Origin of the sequence: Pseudomonas sp. KUIN-1, assembly GCF_009176725.1 — a bacterium.
Taxonomy (GTDB): domain Bacteria; phylum Pseudomonadota; class Gammaproteobacteria; order Pseudomonadales; family Pseudomonadaceae; genus Aquipseudomonas; species Aquipseudomonas fragariae.
In genome coordinates this window covers 3,847,037-3,868,039 of record NZ_AP020337.1, presented here as the reverse complement: position 1 = coordinate 3,868,039, position 21,003 = coordinate 3,847,037, and the positions used below count along the sequence as shown (strand labels likewise).

The 21,003-nt window shown below is 59.9% G+C and carries 17 protein-coding genes and 1 pseudogene; 8 read left to right on the top strand and 10 right to left on the bottom strand.

Annotation, left to right across the window (positions count from 1 at the left end; all coding sequences use genetic code 11):
* Window positions 1-101: 101 nt before the first annotated feature.
* The 3 genes from csrA to KUIN1_RS17130 form a co-directional block, all read right to left on the bottom strand.
* Entirely contained in the window at window positions 102-290 is a 189-nt protein-coding gene (gene csrA / locus KUIN1_RS17140; protein ID WP_002554157.1) for a carbon storage regulator CsrA, read from the bottom strand.
* Between the two features lie 524 nt (window positions 291-814).
* Window positions 815-2,167 carry a GntP family permease gene (locus tag KUIN1_RS17135; RefSeq protein WP_003315860.1) on the bottom strand — a complete coding sequence of 451 codons (1,353 nt, stop codon included), beginning with the start codon at window positions 2,165-2,167 and terminating at the stop codon, window positions 815-817.
* A gap of 241 nt (window positions 2,168-2,408) precedes the next feature.
* Complete coding sequence (locus KUIN1_RS17130) at window positions 2,409-2,897, bottom strand: gluconokinase (RefSeq protein ID WP_024638672.1); 489 nt, start codon at window positions 2,895-2,897, stop codon at window positions 2,409-2,411.
* Between the two features lie 283 nt (window positions 2,898-3,180).
* Between KUIN1_RS17130 and KUIN1_RS17125 the strand changes: the two genes are divergently transcribed.
* On the top strand, window positions 3,181-4,197 hold the full coding sequence (locus tag KUIN1_RS17125) for a LacI family DNA-binding transcriptional regulator (RefSeq protein ID WP_060400579.1): 1,017 nt from the start codon (window positions 3,181-3,183) through the stop codon (window positions 4,195-4,197).
* A 328-nt stretch (window positions 4,198-4,525) separates the two neighbouring features.
* Window positions 4,526-5,497, top strand: coding sequence for a YncE family protein (locus tag KUIN1_RS17120; protein WP_116886976.1), 972 nt, complete (start codon window positions 4,526-4,528; stop codon window positions 5,495-5,497).
* A 48-nt stretch (window positions 5,498-5,545) separates the two neighbouring features.
* Here KUIN1_RS17120 and KUIN1_RS17115 read toward each other — a convergent pair whose 3' ends face one another.
* Genes KUIN1_RS17115 through glcD form a run of 4 tightly spaced genes read right to left on the bottom strand, consistent with a single transcriptional unit; the run spans window position 5,546 to window position 9,781 of the window.
* Complete coding sequence (locus KUIN1_RS17115; RefSeq protein WP_003403773.1) at window positions 5,546-5,953, bottom strand: heme-binding protein; 408 nt, start codon at window positions 5,951-5,953, stop codon at window positions 5,546-5,548.
* Between the two features lie 34 nt (window positions 5,954-5,987).
* Window positions 5,988-7,220 carry a glycolate oxidase subunit GlcF gene (glcF, locus tag KUIN1_RS17110; RefSeq protein WP_060400580.1) on the bottom strand — a complete coding sequence of 411 codons (1,233 nt, stop codon included), beginning with the start codon at window positions 7,218-7,220 and terminating at the stop codon, window positions 5,988-5,990.
* Between the two features lie 3 nt (window positions 7,221-7,223).
* On the bottom strand, window positions 7,224-8,282 hold the full coding sequence (gene glcE / locus KUIN1_RS17105; RefSeq protein ID WP_024642320.1) for a glycolate oxidase subunit GlcE: 1,059 nt from the start codon (window positions 8,280-8,282) through the stop codon (window positions 7,224-7,226).
* Window positions 8,282-9,781: a glycolate oxidase subunit GlcD gene (gene glcD, locus KUIN1_RS17100; protein WP_116886975.1), complete on the bottom strand. Its 1,500-nt coding sequence runs from the start codon at window positions 9,779-9,781 to the stop codon at window positions 8,282-8,284. The genes glcE and glcD overlap by 1 nt, the downstream gene beginning before the upstream one ends.
* 134 nt (window positions 9,782-9,915) lie before the next feature.
* Here glcD and KUIN1_RS28085 point away from each other — a divergent pair.
* Together KUIN1_RS28085 and hppD are read left to right on the top strand one after the other, a co-directional pair.
* A pseudogene (locus KUIN1_RS28085) lies at window positions 9,916-10,074 on the top strand (maleylacetoacetate isomerase); the annotation flags it as partial.
* Window positions 10,075-10,216: 142 nt separating this feature from the next.
* Window positions 10,217-11,293: a 4-hydroxyphenylpyruvate dioxygenase gene (hppD, locus tag KUIN1_RS17090; RefSeq protein WP_010438666.1), complete on the top strand. Its 1,077-nt coding sequence runs from the start codon at window positions 10,217-10,219 to the stop codon at window positions 11,291-11,293.
* A gap of 60 nt (window positions 11,294-11,353) precedes the next feature.
* Here hppD and KUIN1_RS17085 read toward each other — a convergent pair whose 3' ends face one another.
* A complete protein-coding gene (locus KUIN1_RS17085; protein ID WP_103378914.1) occupies window positions 11,354-13,552 on the bottom strand; it encodes a putative bifunctional diguanylate cyclase/phosphodiesterase in 2,199 nt (732 codons plus the stop codon).
* Between the two features lie 363 nt (window positions 13,553-13,915).
* Here KUIN1_RS17085 and KUIN1_RS17080 point away from each other — a divergent pair, with 363 nt between their 5' ends.
* The gene (locus KUIN1_RS17080; RefSeq protein ID WP_024651386.1) at window positions 13,916-15,490 is read left to right on the top strand and encodes a sensor domain-containing diguanylate cyclase; all 1,575 of its coding nucleotides are present in this window, start codon (window positions 13,916-13,918) and stop codon (window positions 15,488-15,490) included.
* 1 nt (window position 15,491) lies between these two features.
* On the opposite strand, the gene KUIN1_RS17075 is transcribed toward KUIN1_RS17080, so the two are convergent.
* Window positions 15,492-16,283, bottom strand: a complete 792-nt coding sequence (locus KUIN1_RS17075; protein ID WP_103754377.1) for an IclR family transcriptional regulator — start codon at window positions 16,281-16,283, stop codon at window positions 15,492-15,494.
* Window positions 16,284-16,424: 141 nt separating this feature from the next.
* Between KUIN1_RS17075 and hmgA the strand changes: the two genes are divergently transcribed.
* Together hmgA and fahA are read left to right on the top strand one after the other, a co-directional pair.
* A complete protein-coding gene (hmgA, locus tag KUIN1_RS17070; RefSeq protein WP_116886974.1) occupies window positions 16,425-17,729 on the top strand; it encodes a homogentisate 1,2-dioxygenase in 1,305 nt (434 codons plus the stop codon).
* Window positions 17,729-19,024, top strand: a complete 1,296-nt coding sequence (fahA, locus tag KUIN1_RS17065; protein ID WP_011268360.1) for a fumarylacetoacetase — start codon at window positions 17,729-17,731, stop codon at window positions 19,022-19,024. The genes hmgA and fahA overlap by 1 nt, the downstream gene beginning before the upstream one ends.
* Before the next feature lie 11 nt (window positions 19,025-19,035).
* Here fahA and KUIN1_RS17060 read toward each other — a convergent pair whose 3' ends face one another.
* The gene (locus KUIN1_RS17060; RefSeq protein ID WP_003403760.1) at window positions 19,036-19,650 is read right to left on the bottom strand and encodes a TetR/AcrR family transcriptional regulator; all 615 of its coding nucleotides are present in this window, start codon (window positions 19,648-19,650) and stop codon (window positions 19,036-19,038) included.
* A 195-nt stretch (window positions 19,651-19,845) separates the two neighbouring features.
* On the opposite strand from KUIN1_RS17060, the gene KUIN1_RS17055 reads away from it, so the two are divergent.
* Complete coding sequence (locus KUIN1_RS17055) at window positions 19,846-20,937, top strand: MBL fold metallo-hydrolase (RefSeq protein WP_152092137.1); 1,092 nt, start codon at window positions 19,846-19,848, stop codon at window positions 20,935-20,937.
* The last annotated feature ends 66 nt before the right edge of the window (window positions 20,938-21,003 follow it).

Here is a 21,003-nt window from a genome sequence, read left to right as displayed (position 1 = left end):
AGCGCAGAATGGCGGCCATAAAAAACGGCGTCCCAGGGACGCCGTATGGCCGGTCTGCCAATAAACGGCAAATCAGCATTGAATAAGGGGGAGTGCGAGAATTATTGTGGGTCCTGGTTGGGAGCCAGTTCTGCCTGGATACGTTTGTAGATTTCTTCACGATGCACTGAAACATTTTTGGGTGCATTGATGCCCAGGCGGACTTGAAGCCCTTGAACGCCAAGAATCGTGACGGTGATCTCGTCACCGATGTTTATGCTTTCGCCTACTTTGCGAGTGAGTATCAACATAATCTTTTCCTTGATGGCCTCTTGAAAACGCCTCTCTCAAGAGGCTGGCGTTTGCCTTTGCGTGGTGATTGTTGCCGAGTGCATCCAAATGCATCCGTCTTATGACGTCGCACAGGTGAATTAAATTCCCTCGGTTCATTTTCTTGTCATCGAGATTTGCATCCCGGATACGACGAGTGCGCCAATTCTGCCCGTTTCGACGTGAAAATGCCCGTATTTACTGGCGTCATATAAAAAGTAACGTGAACCGCTGCACCGTTTCAGGTCGTCATCCTCTCGGTCGACGGCGCTGCTCAAGCCATTTCGATATGAGTACAAGCGTAGGCATGACTGCACCAGATTGCCCGTGCTTTCTGAAAATTCAAATGAAAGTGGTGAGCGAGTGTGTAGGAAGGGGCTGCGGATCACCTTCGTGTCCACGCTGATGCGGGGTATTGCGGGGGGACTGGAGTGGGGTGATGCACAGGTGTGAGGCGGGGCCAGGCCTTCGCGGGCTTCAGCTCCCGCGAAGGCCTGGTCGGGGTTTACACCGCCATTGACAACAGCATGATGAAGATCAGGCCGACGACCGAGAGGATGGTCTCCATCACCGTCCAGGTCTTGAAGGTCTCGGCAACGGTCATGTTGAAGTACTGCTTCACCAGCCAGAACCCGGCGTCATTGACGTGCGACAGGATCAACGAGCCGGCGCCGGTTGCCAGCACCAGCAGCTCGCGATTGACCCCTGGAATCAGGCCGACCACCGGCGCTACGATGCCGGCACCGGTAATGGTTGCCACCGTCGCCGAACCGGTTGCGATGCGGATGACCGCCGCTACCAGCCAGGCCAGCATGATCGGGTTGATCTGCGCCTGCACGGCCATGTGCCCGATCACGTCACCCACGCCGCTGGCAACCAGCATCTGCTTGAAGCCACCGCCTGCGCCGACAATCAGCACGATTGCCGCCACCGGGGCCAGACTCTGGTCCAGCAGCTTCATGATCTTGCTGCGGTCGAAACCACGCGCGGCACCAAAGGTGTAGAACGCCAGCAACAGCGCGGCAAGCAGGGCGGTGATCGGGTGACCGATCAGGTCCATCCAGATGCGGAACATGTTGTTTTCCGGCAACACCACGTCGGCAAAGGTCTTGAGCAGCATCAGGAAGACCGGCAGCAGGATGGTCACCAGCGTGATGCCGAAGCCTGGCAGGTTTTCAGTGCTCGACTCCTTGGCGATCTGATCCATCAGTTCCTTGGACGGTGTGCCGGGGATGCTTTTGGAAATCCAGTTACCGAAGATCGGGCCAGCGATGATGGCCGTCGGCAGTGCAACGATCAGTCCGTAGAAAATGGTTTTGCCGATGTCAGCCCCGAAGATGCCGATGGCCAGCAACGGACCTGGATGCGGAGGAACCAGACCGTGTACGGCCGACAGGCCTGCCAGCAGCGGAATGCCGATCTTGACGATGGGCACGCCGGTGCGCCGCGCGACGATGAATACCAGCGGGATCAGCAGGACAAAACCGATCTCGAAGAACAGCGGGATGCCCACCAGAAAGGCAGAGAACATCATTGCCCAGTGCACTTTCTGTTTGCCGAAGGTGCGTATCAGCGTTTGCGCAATCTGGTCCGCGCCGCCCGAATCGGCCATCAGCTTGCCGAGCATGGTGCCCAGGCCGAGGATGATGCCGACGAAGCCCAGCACGCCGCCGAAGCCGTCCTGGAAGGATTTCATGACTTTTTCCACCGGCATTCCCGAGGTCAGGCCAAGAAAGCCTGCCGCCAGGGTCAACGCGACGAAAGGGTGCACCTTGAAGGTGGTGATCAGCAGCACCAGGCCGACGATGGTCACCAACGCATCGACGAGCAGGAACGTCTCATGGGTCATACCGAACATGGGTGTCTCTCCGGTTTATTGTTTTAAGGAACTGTTAGGCTCTGTACGTAAAGTGGCTGCGCTCGGTGATGCTGCGTTAAAAACAGGCTCGGAATGCTCATTTACAACACGTAGACTCCGCTTCCTCGCCTGTTTTTGCCTTGCCTGACCTTCGCTCGCCGACTTTTCGTACAAAGCCTAACAGCGCCGACTTCAATCGTGTGTGCGCAAGACAGCGCTGTCTTTTGCACTCATGCCTGTGTCAGGCGTGAGAGCCTTTCCACCATGCTGCGGCTTGTTTGCCGATGACATCGATAGGCTGGGAGGCGTCCACGATCAATGTCAGCGGTTCGCCATAAGGCGGTTCGAGGGTCGCGAACTGGCTGTCCACCAGGCTGGCGGGCATGAAGTGCCCAGGCCGGTGCGAGCAACGTTCGGCGGCGAGTTCCTTGCTGAGTTCCAGAAATACAAAACCCAGGCCAGGCACCGCATCACGCAGGCGCTGGCGATAGATGAGCTTGAGCGAGGAGCAGGTCAGGACCGGGTGTTCACCCTTGGCGAGGGCGGCAGCCATCTCTTCGCCCAGGCGGGTCAGCCAGCCGGCACGGTCTTCGTCGTTGAGGGGGGTTCCGGCGCTCATCTTTTCGATGTTGGCCGGTGGATGGAACGCATCGCCTTCGATCAGGCGGCCGCCGCTGTTCAGCGCGATCTCGGCACCCACGGCGCTCTTGCCGCAGCCAGACACACCCATCACCACAAGGGCGGAAATAGCAGTATTCGCAGTTGTCACAGTAGGCACCTCATCTGGAGACAGCGCTGTCTTCTTGCGGGTGGACATGAGTCTCAGCCCGGGCTGTTCCAGTTATTTGTCGTTGTTTTGGGCTCATCAATAAGCATGGGAGGCTGTTCTCCGCGGGACCCGAACCGGGCAACCCCTGTGAAACCAGCGATAAAGCATTGTCACGTTCCATGAGACAGCGCTACCTTATGGGGCATTCGACACATTTGGCAACCCCTATGTTAGTTGGCAACGCATGATACGCATTGGTTCCCGCTCGACCGGCCGGCCCACGCTCAATGAAGTGGCGAAGCTGGCTGGCGTCTCTCCGATCACCGCTTCGCGTGCGTTGCGCGGGATCAGCACCGTAGCGCCTGAACTCGTCGAAAAGGTCCGCGCTGCGGCGCAGAGCCTGGGTTATGTAGCCAACCCGGCAGCCAGGGCGCTGGCTTCTTCCTGCAGTCAGACCGTCGTGGTGCTGGTGCCATCGCTTTCCAACCAGCTGTTCATCGAGACGCTGGAAGCCATTCAGGACGTGTTGCGCGTGCGTGGCCTGGACGTGCTGATCGGCAACTACCATTACTCGCCCGAAGAGGAAGAGAAGCTGCTGCGCAACCATCTGGTCAATCGCCCGCGCGGTATTCTGCTGACCGGTTTCGACCACACGGCAGCGTCCCGCCAGATGCTTGAAACCAGTGGTATACCCTGCGTGCACATGATGGAACTCGACACCCGCCTGGGCGCTTATTGCGTCGGATTCTCGCAACAACAGGCCGGCGCTGAAGCCGCGCATCACCTGCTCGGGCGTGGCCGCCGTCGGCTGGCGTACATGGCCGCCCAGCTCGACCCTCGGGTACTGCAACGTGGCGAAGGGTTCCGTCGAGTGCTGGAAAGCGCGGGGCTGTTCGACCCGGCGCTGCAGGTCTCGACCCGCCAGGCCTCCTCGATCGGTCTGGGCGGGGAGTTGTTCGCGCGTCTGCTTGACCAGCATCCGGATGTCGACGGGGTGTTCTTCTGTAACGACGACCTGGCGCAGGGCGCTGCACTTGAGGCCTTGCGCCTGGGCGTCGCGATTCCCGAACGGGTCTCTCTGGTGGGTTTCAACGACCTGCCGGGGTCCGCGCACATGGTGCCGCGCCTGACCTCGATACGCACGCCCCGGGAAGCAGTCGGGCAGCGTGCGGCTCAGGTATTGCTGGGCCTGCTTGACGGGGTCTCCCAGCATCCGCAGGTGGATCTCGGGTTTGAGCTGGTGGTGCGGGAAAGCTCTTGAGTCTTTTCCCCGGCTAACCCTGGCGAGCTTCCCCGGTTCATTGCGCTGACCAATGGTAAGGGCGCTCTGCGGGCTCGATGCCTCCGGGCTGGAGTGCCCGACCGTGCTGTCCTGCACTGTCGGGGATACCCTCATTCGAGCGGTTGCGGCCCATTTCGACTGTTATTTCTGACAGTACCCATCCCCCCGTGTTGAGTATTCAATGACCTTACGTTTTTGGCTCGGAGCGGCATAAGTGTCTTGGCCGCATAGTTGGATGACGGGGATATATCTTCTTATCTATTCCCCGTTCTGGCGGTCTTACAAGACCTATTGAAAGGTGAGAGAAATGCAAAAAAAAGCATCTCAGAACGTTAGAGCCTTGACGCATATCGTCGACCCCGTCAGTTCAGGTGTCCCCCTGGACATCGCGTGGTTGACCGGCATTATCCCGCTGGGCTTTGTACCCGCAGAGATCGCTATCAGCCCCGATGAAACCACGTTGTATGTCGCTCATGAAAGCGGCCGGGAAGTCAGTGTGGTCGACATCGCCAGCGCCAGCGTGACGGGGGCCATCAAGCGGGCAGGGGCGGGCGCGATTACCCTGAGTCCCGATGGCAAGAGGCTTTACACCATCGGCCAGAAAAGGTGCTACGTGGTCGATACGCGCATGCGCGAAGTGATCAGGATACTTCCGGCAGCCAACGTCAACAGGATTCTGTGCAGTGCCGATGGCCGTTTTATCTGCCTTTCCTTTCAGAACGCGCTCGGCGGGTTGATTCGCCTGATCGAGACCGAGAATTACACGGTCGAAAACGAGTTCGATCTGGGCGCCCTGACCAACGCGTCGCTGGCCCTCGGGATCAGCCCGTTGAACGACAGGTTTTACGCGACCATGCTGGTTGACCGGACCGCGCCTACCGATGTTCTTGCGATCAGCAAGGTCGATTACCTGCAACATGACATCCCCGGGTTTTCCGACCCGCGTTCGATGGCCTTCAGTTCCGATGGCGCCTGGTTGTATGTCGGCGGCATCGACGAGGTCTACATCATCGATGCCGCGACCAATAAAACCTTCTATCGGGAAAGGATCGGCACGCAGGGCTACCCGGTGAAAGTCATCGGAGTGACGCCGGATGACCGCTATGTGTACGCGATCTATACCTGTAATTACGATGTCTACCGGATCGACACGGTGAAGGGGATCGCCACCTGCATCGCTTACTTTCCGTCAGTAGGTGGCGCGGTCCTCAACAAGACCGGCACGTATATCTACTCCACCCATCCGGACATGAGCTGGATTTCGATCTACCGGCTGTAAAGACTCCAGCAGTGGCCTGGCTTGCGTGGTACCAGCCGGGTCGACCGGTCAGTCGGCGTCAAGCGCTGCGACACCGGCCCTGGCGATCTGAGCATCCTGTTCGGCCTTCACGCCTGAAACCCCCAGCGCACCGATGACCTGGCCGTCGACGATGACCGGCACACCGCCTTCCAGCGACGTCAGCAGCGGAGCACTCAGGAATGCAGTGCGCCCGCCATTGACCATCTCTTCGTACCCCTTGGATTCACGTTTGCCGAGTGCCGAGGTGCGCGCCTTTTCAATCGCGATGTAGCTGCTGATGGCGGCGGCGTCGTCCAGTCTCTCGAATGCCAGCAAATGGCCGCCGTCATCAACGACGGCGATGGACACGGCCCAGCCATTGGCCTGCGCCTCTTCACGTGCGGCGCCGAGCATCAGGCTGACTTCGGTCTGGGTCAGGACGGCTTTGATCTTCATGGGGTTCTCCGGAGCAGTGATTATTGAATAGGGTTCAGTGTGATTCAGGCGTGCCAAGTGCCGCGTCGATCAGTTCGATCCAGTGCCGCACGGGCGTTCGGCCGGCGCTGGCCAGATGGGTCTGGCAGCCGATATTGGCGGTGGCGATGACCTGCGGCTTGCCGCTCTCCAGCGCATTCATGCGGTTGTCGCGCAACTGGCGGGCGATGGCAGGCTGGGTGATGGAGTAGGTGCCTGCAGAGCCGCAGCATAAATGACCGTCCGCCACTGTGGTCAGATTGAAGCCTAGACGAGTCAGGACGCGCTCGACTTCGCCGCCGAGTTTTTGCGCGTGTTGCAGCGTACACGGGCAGTGAAACGCCAGGCGCGTCTCGGCCTTTATGCCGAGGGTTTCCAGGGGCTCGTCGCGCAGCAGTTCGACCAGATCCTTTGTTCGCGCGCTGATCTGCTCGGCCTTGTCGGCGTAGCCTGGATCATGGCGCAGCAGGTGGCCGTAGTCCTTGACGAAGGCTCCGCAGCCACTGGCCGTCTGGATCAGGCTTTCAGCACCGCCCTGTAGCGCAGGCCACCACGCATCGATGTTGCGCCGCGCCCGGTCCAGCCCGGCCTGCTGTGCGTTGAGGTGATAATCCACGGCGCCGCAGCAACCCGCCTGGCTGACCGCCGTAATGCCGATGCCCAGACGATCCAGCACCCGCGCCGTGGCGCTGTTGGTGTTGGGCGACAGGCCCGGCTGAACGCAACCTTCCAGCAGCAGCACCTGGCGCGCATGACCGGTGTGCGGGCGAAGGCCGGCAGGGTGTACCGTTGCCGGCAGCTTGCTGGCCAGGGGCTGTGGCAGCAATGGCCTGAACTTCAGGCCCATGCCGGTCAGGGATCTGAACAGTCCGGGGTGGGGGATGACCCGACGCAAGCCTTCACGCAGCATGCGTTGGGCGAGTGGCCGCGGGACCAGGTCTTCAACCGCCGCGCGGCCGATGTCCAGCAGGTTGTGGTAATCCACGCCGGACGGGCAGGTGGTTTCGCAGTTGCGACAGCTCAGGCAGCGGTCCAGATGCAGACGGGTTTTCTCGGTGACCGGCTGACCTTCTAGCACCTGCTTGATCAGGTAGATCCTGCCGCGTGGACCGTCCAGCTCATCCCCCAGCAATTGATAGGTCGGACAGGTGGCGTTGCAGAAACCGCAATGCACACAACTGCGCAGGATACGTTCGGCTTCTTCGGCACGCGGCAGGGTTCTGGCGTGTTCACTTAATGTGGTCTGCATGTTTCAAAGCTCCGCGTACAGTCGGCCGGGGTTGAAAATCCCCTGCGGGTCGAGTCGGGTCTTGAGTGCCTGATGGTAGCGCAGCACAGGTGCGGCCAACGGCTCGAATGGGCTGTCGACGACGCCCTGGCTGTAGCAGGTCGCATGGCCGCCAACCGCCATGGTGATCGCTCTAATGGTTTGTCCGTCCGCGTCCGACTTGAGCCAGCGTTGCGCGCCACCCCAGTCGATCAGTTGCTCGCCCGGCAGATCCGGCAGGCGGCTGTCGGCAGGTACACAGAGCCGCCACAGGGGCCGCGGGTCATCGAAGAAGGGCAGGCGATGCGCATTCAACTGCTGCCAGTAGGCGGCATCGAGCAGCTCGCCGCCGAGCCGGTCCCGGGCTGCTGCCACTGAACCTTCACCACCTTCCAGGCGCAGGCGTAGTACGTGGCCATCGTGGCTGGCTGCGCTGATCGGTATCGGTTGCTGACCCCACTCGGCAAGGCGGGCCAAGGCCAGCGCGCTGTCCATGTGCAGCACGATGCTGCTGCACAGACGTGGTTTTGGCAGCACTTTGAGCGACACCTCGGTCAGCAGCCCCAGGCAGCCGAAACTGCCTGCCATCAGGCGCGAAACGTCGTAGCCTGCGACGTTCTTCATGACTTCTCCGCCGAAACGCAGGTGCTTGCCAAGACCGGTGATGACCCGTGTGCCCAGCACGAAATCACGCACCGACCCGCTCCACGGGCGGCGCGGTCCCGAAAGCCCCGCAGCGACCATACCGCCGAGCGTCGCAGCGCCAAAGTCTGGCGGTTCGCAAGGCAGCATCTGGCCTGCGGCGTCCAGTGTCTGGATCAGCTCGCTCAATGGCGTGCCGGCGCGCGCAGTAATCACCAGCTCTGTCGGGTCATAAGTGACGATGCCCCGGTGCTCGCGGGTATCGAGTACTTCGCCAGCGGTTTCACGACCGAGAGAAGCCTTGCTGTTGCCGCCCTGAAGACGTAACGGCGTGTTGTCGCGCAGCGCCTGTTCGACCCGCTCGAGCAGTGCCTGGCTGACATCGTTGTCCATCGTGCTCATCAGAAGCGCTCCAGGTCGGGGAACGGCAATTGCCCGGCGTGGATGTGCATGGCACCAAATTCCGCGCAACGGTGCAGGGTCGGGATGTTCTTGCCAGGGTTGAGCAGGCCGCTGGCGTCGAATGCCGCCTTGATGGCATGGAAGAAGGTCAGTTCGTCGCTATTGAACTGGGCGCACATCTGATTGATCTTCTCGCGACCGACACCGTGTTCGCCAGTGATGCTGCCGCCGACCTTGACGCACAGCTCAAGGATTTTGCCGCCCAGTGCCTCGGCGCGCTCCAGCTCACCCGGTTGATTGGCGTCGAACAGGATCAGCGGGTGCATGTTGCCGTCACCGGCATGAAACACGTTGGCGACACGCAAGCCGTATTGCCCGGATAACTCCCTGATGCTGCGCAATACGCCCGGCAGCTCACGGCGCGGGATGGTCCCGTCCATGCAGTAGTAATCCGGCGACAGGCGACCCACGGCCGGGAAAGCGTTTTTGCGCCCGGCCCAGAAGCGGACCCGTTCGGCCTCGTCTTTCGCCTGGCGCACGTCGGTGGCGCCCGCCAGTGTCAAGACCTCGCTGACCCGTTCGCAGTCAGCGTGCACATCGGCTTCGACGCCGTCCAGTTCGCAGAGCAGGATGGCTTCGGCATCGACCGGGTAGCCTGCGTGAATGAAATCCTCGGCGGCACGAATCGCCAGATTGTCCATCATCTCCAGCCCGCCGGGGATGATGCCCGCCGCAATGATATCGGCCACTGCACGTCCGGCCTTTTCCACGGAATCGAACGCTGCCAGCAGTACTTTGGCCACTTGCGGTCTGGGCAACAGCTTGGCGGTGACTTCGGTAATGACGCCGAGCATGCCTTCGGAGCCGGTGAACAGTGCCAGCAGGTCGAAGCCCGGCGAGTCCAGCGTGTCGCTGCCCAGCGTCATGGGCTCGCCTTCCACCGTCAGGATTTCGACCTTGAGCAGGTTATGCACGGTCAGCCCGTACTTGAGGCAATGCACGCCGCCGGCATTTTCCGCCACATTGCCGCCGATGGAGCAGGCGATTTGCGAGGACGGGTCGGGCGCGTAATACAGGCCGTGGGGCGCTGCCGCCTGGGAAATGGCCAGGTTGCGCACGCCGGGCTGAACTCGCGCCAGGCGCGCCGAAGGGTCGATCTCGAGGATCTGATTGAAGCGCGCCATGACCAGCAGCACGCCTTTTTCCAGCGGCAGCGCGCCACCCGACAGCCCGGTGCCCGCCCCACGAGCGACCACCGGTACGCGCCGTGCGTGGCACAGCCTGAGCAGCGTCTGGACTTCTTCCACATGACGCGGCAACGCCACCAGCATCGGTGTGGTGCGATAGGCTGACAACCCGTCGCACTCATAAGGCCGCAGCTCTTCGGGGCGATGCAGGATGTCCAGGTCGGGCAACTGCTGTTGCAGCGCCTGCAACAGTTGCTGCTTGTCGACGGCAGGCAGCACGCCGTCGATGCGTTCGTCGTACAGAATGTTCATCAAGCCACCCTGGGTTGTTATTGTCGGGTTAATGCATCCTAGCTCATTCGCTGCGAGGCTTGAGTTGACAGCGAGGGTCCGATCACGCAATTTACGCATTACGTAATGGGTTTACGAAAATAAAAACACCGCATCCATGCGATATTTACCTGCTACCCCTGTTGTACGCAGCGCATCGTTACCGCGTCGACCTGACTGCATTCGTGCGTATTCAGCGGGTCGAGCATCTGGCCCGGCAGCCCTCGGTCTTTTACCAGGCACACCCTGATGCACAATCGGACAAGCCGGAGTAGGCTGCCCTCATGAAGATTCTTGGTCTGCAACTGATATTCGGTGATTTTCTCGCACGCAGCGTGCGAGGGATTCCGTGTGCGCCGCCCGCAGGACAGTGATTGCCAGGGTTACTCACTCTCACTTTCCTGCAAGGAGCCAGTCATGGCTGATCTTTACGAAAATCCAATGGGCCTGATGGGCTTTGAATTCATCGAATTCGCATCACCGACGCCCAATAGCCTTGAGCCCGTGTTTCAGATGATGGGCTTCACCAAAGTCGCGACCCACCGCTCCAAGGACGTGTCCCTGTATCGTCAGGGCGCGATCAACCTGATTCTCAACAACGAGCCGCACAGCCTGGCATCGTACTTTGCCGCCGAGCATGGTCCTTCGGTATGCGGCATGGCGTTCCGCGTGAAAGATGCGCAGAAGGCCTATAGCCGGGCGCTTGAACTGGGCGCCCAACCGCTGGAAATCGCTACCGGGCCCATGGAGTTGCGCCTGCCCGCCATCAAGGGCATCGGTGGCGCGCCGCTTTACCTGATCGATCGCTTCGGCGAGGGCACGTCGATCTACGACATCGATTTCAACTTCATCGAGGGCGTTGACCGCCACCCGGTCGGTGCCGGTCTGAAATTCATCGACCACCTGACCCACAACGTGTACCGCGGGCGCATGGCGTATTGGGCCGGTTTCTATGAAAAGCTGTTCAATTTCCGCGAGCTGCGTTACTTCGACATCAAGGGCGAATACACCGGCCTGACCTCCAAAGCCATGACCGCCCCGGACGGCATGATCCGCATTCCGCTCAACGAGGAATCGTCCAAGGGCGCGGGGCAGATCGAAGAGTTCCTGATGCAGTTCAATGGCGAAGGCATTCAGCATGTAGCCTTCTTTACCGATGACCTGATCAAGACCTGGGACGCGCTGAAAGCCACCGGCATGCGCTTCATGACTGCGCCGCCGGATACCTACTACGAGATGCTGCAAGGCCGCCTGCCCGACCACGGTGAGCCGGAGGCCGAGCTCAAGTCACGCGGGATTCTGCTCGATGGTTCTTCCGAAGGCGGCGAGCGTCGTTTGCTGTTGCAGATATTCTCCGCAACGCTGATGGGCCCGGTATTTTTCGAATTCATTCAGCGCAAGGGCGATGACGGGTTTGGCGAGGGCAACTTCAAGGCACTGTTCGAATCCATCGAACGCGACCAGATCCAGCGTGGTGTACTGACGCCGGACTGAGTGATCACCAGAGGCGTCCATATTGCGCGATCAGACGAGCCTGCCCAGGCTCGTTCTGAGTCAGTTGTGCTTGAGCACGTCAGCGTGCCAATTGTGAGAAGAGATATAACGCTTGGTGAATTCATGCGCCGGCATGGGGCGACCATACAGATAGCCCTGGCCTTCGTCGCACACATAATGGCGCATCAGACTTTCCTGCTCACGGGTTTCTATGCCTTCTGCCGTGACCTGAAGATTGAAGCCGTTTGCCAGCCTGACGACGGCCTCGACGATGACTTCGTCTTTTTTGCTGCGCTCCACGCCACTCACGAATGAGCGGTCGATCTTCAGTCGTGTCACCGGATAGTCTTTGAGCAGGCTCAGGGACGCATAGCCGGTACCGAAATCATCGAATGCGATGCCCACACCCAATGAGCGAAGGTGGCGCAGCGGTTCCATAATGCGCTGTTCGTTTCGCAGGATGATGTTTTCCGTGATTTCCAGTTCGAGTGAGTGTGCCGGCAAGGAAAAGTCTTCAAGCGCGCTTTCAACCATTTCGGCAAAGTCCCGCATGCGAAACTGCGCGGCGAACAGGTTGACGCCGATGCGGAATTCCTCGCAGCCGGTATTTCGCCATTGCGCTGCCTGCTCACAGGCTGAACGCAGTATCCATTCGCCCACCGGCACCGCAAGAAGACCGGCTTCCAGTGCCGGTAGAAAAACCGCAGGGGACACGACACCCAGTGTCGGATGGTTCCAGCGTATAAGGGCTTCGGCTCCGGTGATACGACCATCCGCAAGTCGTACCTGAGGTTGGTAGTACAGCTCGAACTCTTTGTTGGCCCACGCCTGACGCATCGATGAGCTGAGCGCGCCTCTTCTGGACGCGGTCTGTCGATGCTCGGAGGTGAAGGTGCGAACCAGGGAGCGTCCGTCAGACTTGGCCTGGTAGAGCGCCAGGTCCGCATTACCGAGCATTTGCTCCTCGTCGTAGTCGGAGCCACACCTTACGGAGACGCCGATGCTGGCGCCGATATAGATTGAATTGTCTTCAAACTCTATCGGCTCCTCGATGACCGCGATGAGCTCCAGGCCCAGCTTGATCGCCTTGTCGGGGTCTGCCGTTTCGGACAGGAACACGACAAATTCATCGCCGCCCAGACGCGAGACCATATGGCAGGCCGGTACGTGTTCGCGAAGACGGTGAGAGGTCACCTTGAGCACAAAATCACCCGCAGCGTGGCCCAACGTGTCGTTGACGTCCTTGAAACCGTCCAGATCGATCAGCAGGATGGCTGCTGAAAGCTGAGCATCGCACGCCTCCTTGATCCGCCTCTTGAGCGTCGATCGATTGGCAAGCCCGGTCAGGTGATCGTATTCGGCCGCATGCTTGAGTAATTTGTCCGCCTCGACACGCTGGGTGATGTCACGAATGATCGCTCCGAATTGTGGCTCGCCGGCAGACGTCCATTGTGAGAGCGAGAGCTCGATGGGGATGGTATGACCGTCGCGATGGACGGCCGTCAGGTTGATGGACTTTCCGATGATGGAGGCCGGACCGCCTGCAGCCACCCTCGACAGACCGGCATGGTGCCTGGAGCGCATTTCGGGCGGAATAATGATGTCGAGAGGCTTTCCCATGGCGTCCTCGGATCGATGCCCGAAAATGATCTCGGCCGAGTTGTTCCATGAGATGATCCGGTTTTTGCTGTCCGAGCAGATGATCGCGTCGGGTGAAGTCGAGGTGATATTCATAAAGCGGGTGTGGCTGTCTTCATTCTCCAGTTCGAGCCGACGCAACTCCATTCTTTCGATGACCATGACTGCCAGGTCCTGAAGAACCCGCTGATCTCGCTCCGAGAAAGTCTCCCTGGGTTTATTGTCGATCAGGCACAGGCTGCCCAGCACATGACCGCTGGCGGTTATCAGCGGCGCCCCGGCATAAAAGCGAATATAGGGAGCGCCGACCACCAGAGCGTTTGAGCTGAACCTCTCATCCTGCAAGGCATCCGGTACCAGAAAAACGTTACGGCCCATGAGCGCGAAATTGCAGAATGAGACGTCGCGGCCCGTTTCGCAGACATCGAGGCCAACGCGCGCCTTGAAGAATTGCCGGTCTCGATGAACCAGAGAAATCAGCACAATGGGCACATCGAAAATCCGCGATGCCATTTGCACGATCTGATCGTATTCGTGCTCAGGTGGGGTATCCATCAACGAAAAGGCATTCAAGATACGAATACGTTCTTCGTCATCATCGCCGACCGGGTAAGTGTTCATTTGAGGCCATCGCTATAAGCTGATCGCGCCTGAAACACGCAGCGATCGATGGGCAACGCCGCTGTGCCGGCACCGTTGAAAGCACCCTGCCAACACGCGCCTGCGCCATGCCGGAAAAACAACGTTCGATACATTGGCATTGGAGCACCTCTCACAGTAGCGTATCGGCAGCTGTTTTCGGACAGCTCAGAAGCTGTATCGTCAAAAAACCGGATACCTGTAACAACTTCTTGAGCAACTAGCCAGGCGGGCATCGATCCAACTAAGGCCAGCGTTACCTGATGCAACAAGATGTTCAGGTTAAGTGTCGCAAAGGTATGGAAACTGCATAGAAGGTTTCACTGCCAATTTGATGACAATCCTATGAAGCCGCTTTCCTTTATTTCGACGAGGCTTACACCTTCGGCGCTCAGCAAAGCGTTGATCGGCTTTATTGCCCTGGTCTGTCTATCGTTGATCATGGCCACCGCCTGGCAGATGAACCAGTCCAAGCTCGAGCGCTTGGCCACCGCCAGGATTGCGGTGTCCAATATCGTGCTTGCTGCTGAGCAACAGGCTCAGGACACCCTGCAACAGGCTGACAACACGCTGCGAGACCTTGCCGAGCGTGTTGAGCAGGATGGCGCCGCAGGCGAGCAGCAAAGCCGCTTGACCAGGCTGATGGCTCAAGACCTGGTGAACGTCAAAGGGCTTCAGGGGCTGTTCATCTACGATGCTCAAGGCAACTGGGTCGCCAACTCCTTTGCCAAGGGCGTGCAGACCAGAAACAACGAAGACCGCGCCTACTTCATTTATCACCGCGACAACCCTGACCCGTCCATTCATATAGGTTCCATTGTCGAAAGCCGCAATACGGGGGACATGATCATCCCGGTCAGTCGGCGTATCAATGCGGCGGATGGCAGTTTTGCAGGCGTTGCCCTGGCCACGGTGCCGGTGACTTATTTCCAGGCGTTTTTCCAGCGCATGGATGTAGACGACAAGGGCGTGATCTTCCTCGCTCTGAACAATGGCGACCTGCTGGCGCGTAGGCCCACATTAACCGCACTGATGACCACCAATGTGGCCAAGGGCGATATCTTCACTCGCTATCTGCCGTACAGCGACAGCGGCACCGCAGTGATCAACTCCGTGGTGGATGGGGTGGAAAGGATCTATGCCTATCGGCGTGTGTCAGGATTGCCCATCGTCGCCGCTGCCGGTATCTCCAGTCAGCATGTGTTCGCGCCCTGGTGGGCCTATGCACAGCGCTCCATGACCATCACCGGCATCATTATCTTGGCGCTGGTTTTTCTGGGCGTCCTGCTGTATCGGCAAATCCAGCAGTTGATCACTGCGGAGGGGGAACTGAACATTGCCAGGAACGACCTGGAGATCATCGCTCACACGGACAGCCTGACGCACCTGGCCAATCGACGCTGCTTCGATACGGCCTTGCAGCAGGAGTGGGGGCGGGCTAGCCGGAATGATGCAACCATCGCAATTATTTTGCTGGATATCGACTGGTTCAAACAATACAACGACACCTACGGCCATCTGCAGGGTGACGACTGCCTGAGGCAAGTGGCGGGGCTGATTGGCAACAGCCTCGACCGGTCTGGGGATATGGCTGCACGTTACGGCGGCGAAGAGTTTGTCATTCTGTTGCCTGAAACCGACCTGGCAGGGGCGCTGAAACTTGCGGAAAAAATCAGATCATCCATTGAAGCCAGTTGTATAGAGCACTCGTCCAGCCCGCTGGGCAGGCTGAGCATCAGCTCGGGCGTGGTGGCGATCAACGCAGCAGAGAAGAAGGATGCGCACACCGCTGCGCTGAAGGAAGCGGATCGACTTCTTTACCTGGCCAAAACCAAAGGGCGTAACCGCGTCGAAGGTCGCTCGATTCAAGGGTGGCAAGCAGATAGCCATTTTGCCAGGGTATCCAGTGCTTCCCCCTGATTCAGTCTGACGGACGGCTACCGCCCATGCGCTCGCTGATCGCCACCGCCGTTTGCAAAAGCCGCGTGGCCGCCAGATCCTGTGTCGCGTCGTTCAACACCGACCCCGGCCCGACCACGGTAATCACGCCCACCAGCTTGTCACCCATGGCGAACAGCGGTGAGGAGGCTGCGTTGATACCCGGCATCAGCAAGCCCTGAATCTGGTGCACGCCGGCGGTACGAATCTGCTCGACATGCTGCTCGACCTCACGCACCTGTGCGGCGCTCAGCAACGGCACTTCCTGCTCGCGAAGCGCAGCGGTTTCGCGGTCGTTCAGAAAGCTGTCGAACACCAAACCGGTGGACGAGCCAAGCAGCGGCAGCACCGAGCCGATCTGCGTGACCAGCGTCACCGCACCCATCGAGGGTTCGACATACACCACGGTCGGCCCCTTGTTGCCCCATACCGCCAGAAAGCAGGTCTGATTCAGCTCATCGCGCAGGCTGGCCAGCCAAGGGGCCGACACCTTGAGGACATCCAGCTTGCCGAGCGAGGCCAGCCCCACCTGCAACGCCTCGCGCCCCAGCCCGTAGTGATTGTTGACAGCATCCTGTTCGGCAAAGCCACTGGCAATCAGCGCCTGCAGATAACGATGAACCTTGCTGGCGGGCATGCCCAGGTGTTCGGCCAGTCTCGAAAGGGACGTGGCAGGGGCGAGTTCGGCAAGTGCCTTGAGCACGCCCAGCCCGACTTCAGCGGCCTGGACCTTCTGCTGGCGTCCGCCTGCGGGGCTTTCGGTTTCCTGGGTCATGGGGGTGCTGTGCGCCGATCGGGAAAGGCAGCTTTATAGCTTGACCGGCTGGCAAACTCAAATTACGTTATGCGTAATCGCTTTACGTAAAATAATGTTTCGTCCTGTCTCTGCCCGACCCCATGACAACAAGAGGTCCAGATGGCTATCCACTCCAGTTCCGGCGCATTGGTTTATCAGTCGGGCTTTGGCAACCAGTTCAGCAGCGAGGTGCTGCCCGGCGCGCTGCCCGTTGGCCAGAATTCGCCGCAAAAGCATCCGCTGGGTCTGTACGCCGAGCAGTTCTCGGGCACCGCCTTTACGGTCGCGCGCAGCGAAGCCCGACGTACCTGGCTGTATCGGATCAAGCCATCGGCAGCCCATTCGCGTTACCAGCGCATGGATCGGCAGATGGCCGGTCAGGAGCCGGGGCCGATCAACCCCAACCGGTTGCGCTGGAATGCCTTCGATATCCCCGCGGCACCGACCGATTTCATTGACGGTCTCATCCCCCTCGCCAGCACCTCGGCGGCAGAGCAGGCCGAGGGTGTCAGCGTTTACCTGTACACCGCCAACACCTCCATGCAGCGAGCGTTCTTTAGCGCGGATGGCGAATGGCTGGTGGTGCCCCAGCAGGGCCGGCTCAGAATCGTTACCGAACTGGGCCTGCTGGACATCGAGCCCCTGGAAATCGCCGTCTTGCCGCGAGGTTTGAAGTTCAGCGTGCACCTGCTCGACAGCAGCGCCCGTGGTTACCTCTGCGAGAATCACGGTTGCGCCTTGCGCCTCCCGGAACTGGGCCCGATCGGCAGCAACGGGCTGGCCAACTCACGTGATTTTCTGACCCCGGTTGCCTGGTTTGAAGACAGTCGCCAGCCGATGCAACTGGTGCAGAAGTTCCTCGGTGAGCTGTGGTCGACGCAACTGGAGCACTCACCCTTTGACGTGGTGGGCTGGCACGGCAACAACGTTCCGTACAAGTACGACCTGCGGCGTTTCAACACGATCGGTACGGTCAGCTACGATCACCCGGACCCATCGATTTTCACCGTGCTGACCTCACCGGGGGCTATTCATGGCCAGGCTAATATCGATTTCGTGATCTTCCCGCCGCGCTGGATGGTGGCGGAAAACACCTTCCGTCCGCCGTGGTTCCACCGCAACCTGATGAACGAATTCATGGGCCTGATCGACGGCGCGTACGACGCCAAGGCCGAAGGTTTCATGCCCGGTGGCGCTTCGCTGCACAACTGCATGAGTGCGCACGGCCCCGACAATGTTACCGCCGAAAAAGCCATTGCTGCCGAGCTGAAACCGCACAGGATCGACAACACCATGGCCTTCATGTTCGAAACCGGCAAGGTATTGCGCCCCAGTCGTCACGCGCTCGACTGTCCGCAACTGCAAACCGATTACGATGCCTGCTGGAAGGATATGGCCAGGACGTTCACCCAGGAGCCACGCTGATGACTACCGCGCTCAATCGTCGTAGCTGGGTCGAATCTGCCAACGGGCATGCCGATTTCCCGCTGCAGAACCTGCCGTTGGGCGTGTTCAGCCATGGCCAGACCTGCCCGCGTGGCGGAGTGGCCATAGGCGACAGGATTTTCGATCTGCGCGCAGCAACAGAGGCCGGGGTGTTTCAGGCACCGGCCGCCGAGGTTGCCGAGGTTGCCAGCCGCGACCAGCTCAATGATTTTCTTGCACTGGGTGCCGCTGCCCGCCAGGCATTGCGCGCCGCCTTGTTGCAGTTGCTCGATGAAGACAGCCCGCAGCGCGACAGGCTGCAGGGCGTTGCCGGTTTGTTGTTGCCGATGAGTGAGTGCACGTTGCACATGCCCGCTCGGGTGGGTGATTACTCGGACTTCTACGTCGGTATTCATCACGCGCTGAATGTCGGCAAGCTGTTCCGCCCGGACAACCCGCTGCTGCCCAACTATAAATACGTGCCGATCGGCTATCACGGCAGAGCGTCGACCTTGTGTCCCTCGGGTACGGCTGTGCGGCGCCCCAGCGGACAAACCCTGGCGGCAGGTCAGAACGCTCCTGCTTTCGGTCCCTGCCAACGCCTGGATTACGAACTGGAACTGGGGGTCTGGATCGGGCCGGGGAATGCCCAGGGCGAGTCCATCGGGATCGATCGGGCCGCTGAGCATATTGCCGGGTTCTGCCTGCTCAACGATTGGTCGGCGCGTGACATACAGGCATGGGAATACCAGCCGTTGGGACCGTTTCTGTCCAAGAGTTTTGCCACGACGATTTCGCCCTGGGTGGTGACTGCCGAAGCGCTTGAACCGTTTCGTCGTGCCCAACCGCCACGTCCGGACGGCGATCCGCAACCGCTGTCTTATCTGCTCGATGACCACGATCAGCAGGGCGGGGCGCTGGATATCGAGCTGGAAGTGCTATTGCGGACTGCACAGATGAAAGCCGACGGGCTGGCGCCCCACAGGCTGGGTCTGAGCAACTCGCTGAACATGTACTGGACAGTGGCGCAGATGGTTGCGCATCACAGCGTTAACGGCTGCAAATTGCAGCCGGGTGACCTGCTCGGCACCGGTACGTTGTCCGGCCCCCAGGAAGGTCAGTATGGCAGCCTGCTGGAGATGACCGCAGGCGGCAAACAACCGGTCACATTACCCAATGGCGAAGTGCGCATGTTCCTGCAAAGTGGCGACGAAGTGATTCTGCGTGCCCGTTGTCATCGCGAAGGGCACGTCTCGATTGGCTTTGGTGAGTGCCGGGGCGTTGTGCTGGACTGACCGCTTCAGCGTCAGCGGGTTATTTCGTACCAGCCGAGAAACATGTCCAGCGTCGACTCGACCACCGTGTGCTGCTCCTCGGGGGTAAGCAATGCAGCACTGAACGTCACCTGCGGCCAGAACGCGAACGACTTGAGCAATGCATGCATTTGCGTCGCGGCAAAGGCCGGGTCAACCGGCTTCAGGCGGCCGTCCTTCTGCGCGGCGCGAATCCAGGCACTGAAGGTTTCTTCTCGTTCATTGATACGCGCCATCCACACCTGAGCCCGTTCGGGTGAGTGAATGGTGGCGCCGACCACCACGCGGGCCAGGTCGATAAAGTGGCTGTTGGTCAGATTGCGCATCTTGCCCCACAGCAATTCCCGCAACTGCTCGCGCAGCCCGATTTGCGGGCGAAAAACCACCTCAGCCTGCGGCGGGGCGCAGCTCCAGAGGCGCTGCAGCATCTCGGCGAACAGTTCTTCCTTGCTGGGGAAATGGTTATAGACCGTACGCTTGGAAACCTTGGCCCGCGCGGCGATCCGGTCCATGCTGGTGATCTCGAAGCCACGATCGCCGAATTCGGCAATAGCCGCCTGGACGATGGATTCGCGTTTCTGATCGGTAAGGCGCATGGGTTCGGTCATTAGGTTCGCTTCAAACGTGCGTTTAGAGAAAATTACACTCAGCAGTTTACTTGTCGCCAAGGATCATGCAAGCTTAAAACTACACCGTGTAGTGTAAAACACTGTTACATATTTTCCCTCGGACATCCTGCAACAGGATCACGTACGAAGAATGCACGGCTGGAGCCTCAACCTGCCCCCAGGAGTCAGCGAACCATGGCCTCGACACATCAGAAAAAGTATGCTTCTTCACTGCCTGTCTTGTCCCGCCACGCAGGGCGATACCGCAATCATGCGGCCATGAAGCCGTCGAGTCTGCTGCGCACGCTCGGGATTTTCTGGGATCAGGTGTTCAACAAGCCCAAGGACACACGCCCGGCAGGCGACATTCCGGTACAGCCGCTGTCGCGTCAACAGTTGCTGGCAGCGCCGAACAACACTGTTTACCGCCTGGGGCATTCGACCGTTCTGCTCAAACTGCGCGACCAGTTCTGGCTGACCGACCCCGTGTTTGCCGAGCGTGCCTCGCCCGTGCAGTGGGCTGGCCCGCAGCGCTTTCATCAGCCGCCGATCAGCCTCGAAGAGTTGCCGCCGATCAAGGCGGTGATTCTTTCGCACAACCATTACGATCACCTCGATCGCATGGCCATCAAGGCGCTGACCGAAAAGACCGAGCACTTTCTGGCGCCGCTTGGCGTGGGCGATACGTTGATCGAGTGGGGCGTGCCTGCGCACAAGGTGCGTCAGCTGGACTGGTGGCAGTCGACCGAGGTGGTGGGCATCGAGTTCGTCGCCACGCCCTCGCAGCATTTCTCGGGGCGTACGCTGCTCGACAGCAACCGCACCTTGTGGGCGTCCTGGGTGATGATCGATGGCGATCAACGGATCTTCTTCAGTGGCGACAGCGGTTACTTCGATGGTTTCAAAACCATTGGCGAGCAATACGGACCATTTGACCTGACCCTGATGGAAACCGGCGCCTACAACGTCGAGTGGCCCGATGTGCACATGCAGCCCGAGCAGACGCTGCAGGCGCACCTGGACCTGCGCGGTCGCTGGTTGCTGCCGATCCACAACGGCACCTTCGACCTGTCGATGCATGCCTGGCACGAACCGTTCGATCGCATTCTGGCCCTGGCCTGGGAGCAGAATGTCTCGATCGCCACGCCGATGATGGGCCAGCCGTTCTATGTGCAATACCCGTGTCGCGGTCTGACCTGGTGGCTGGGCGTGGATGAGGTGGTTGAGCCTGAAACCGCACAGACCGAGGGTGCAGAATCCTGCGGCTGCCGTCGGCAGAATGCCTGAAATCTGCCTGTGGCATGGGTGAACTGATTTTTAGATAGCACGGCCCAGATTTTGATTTGTCACCTG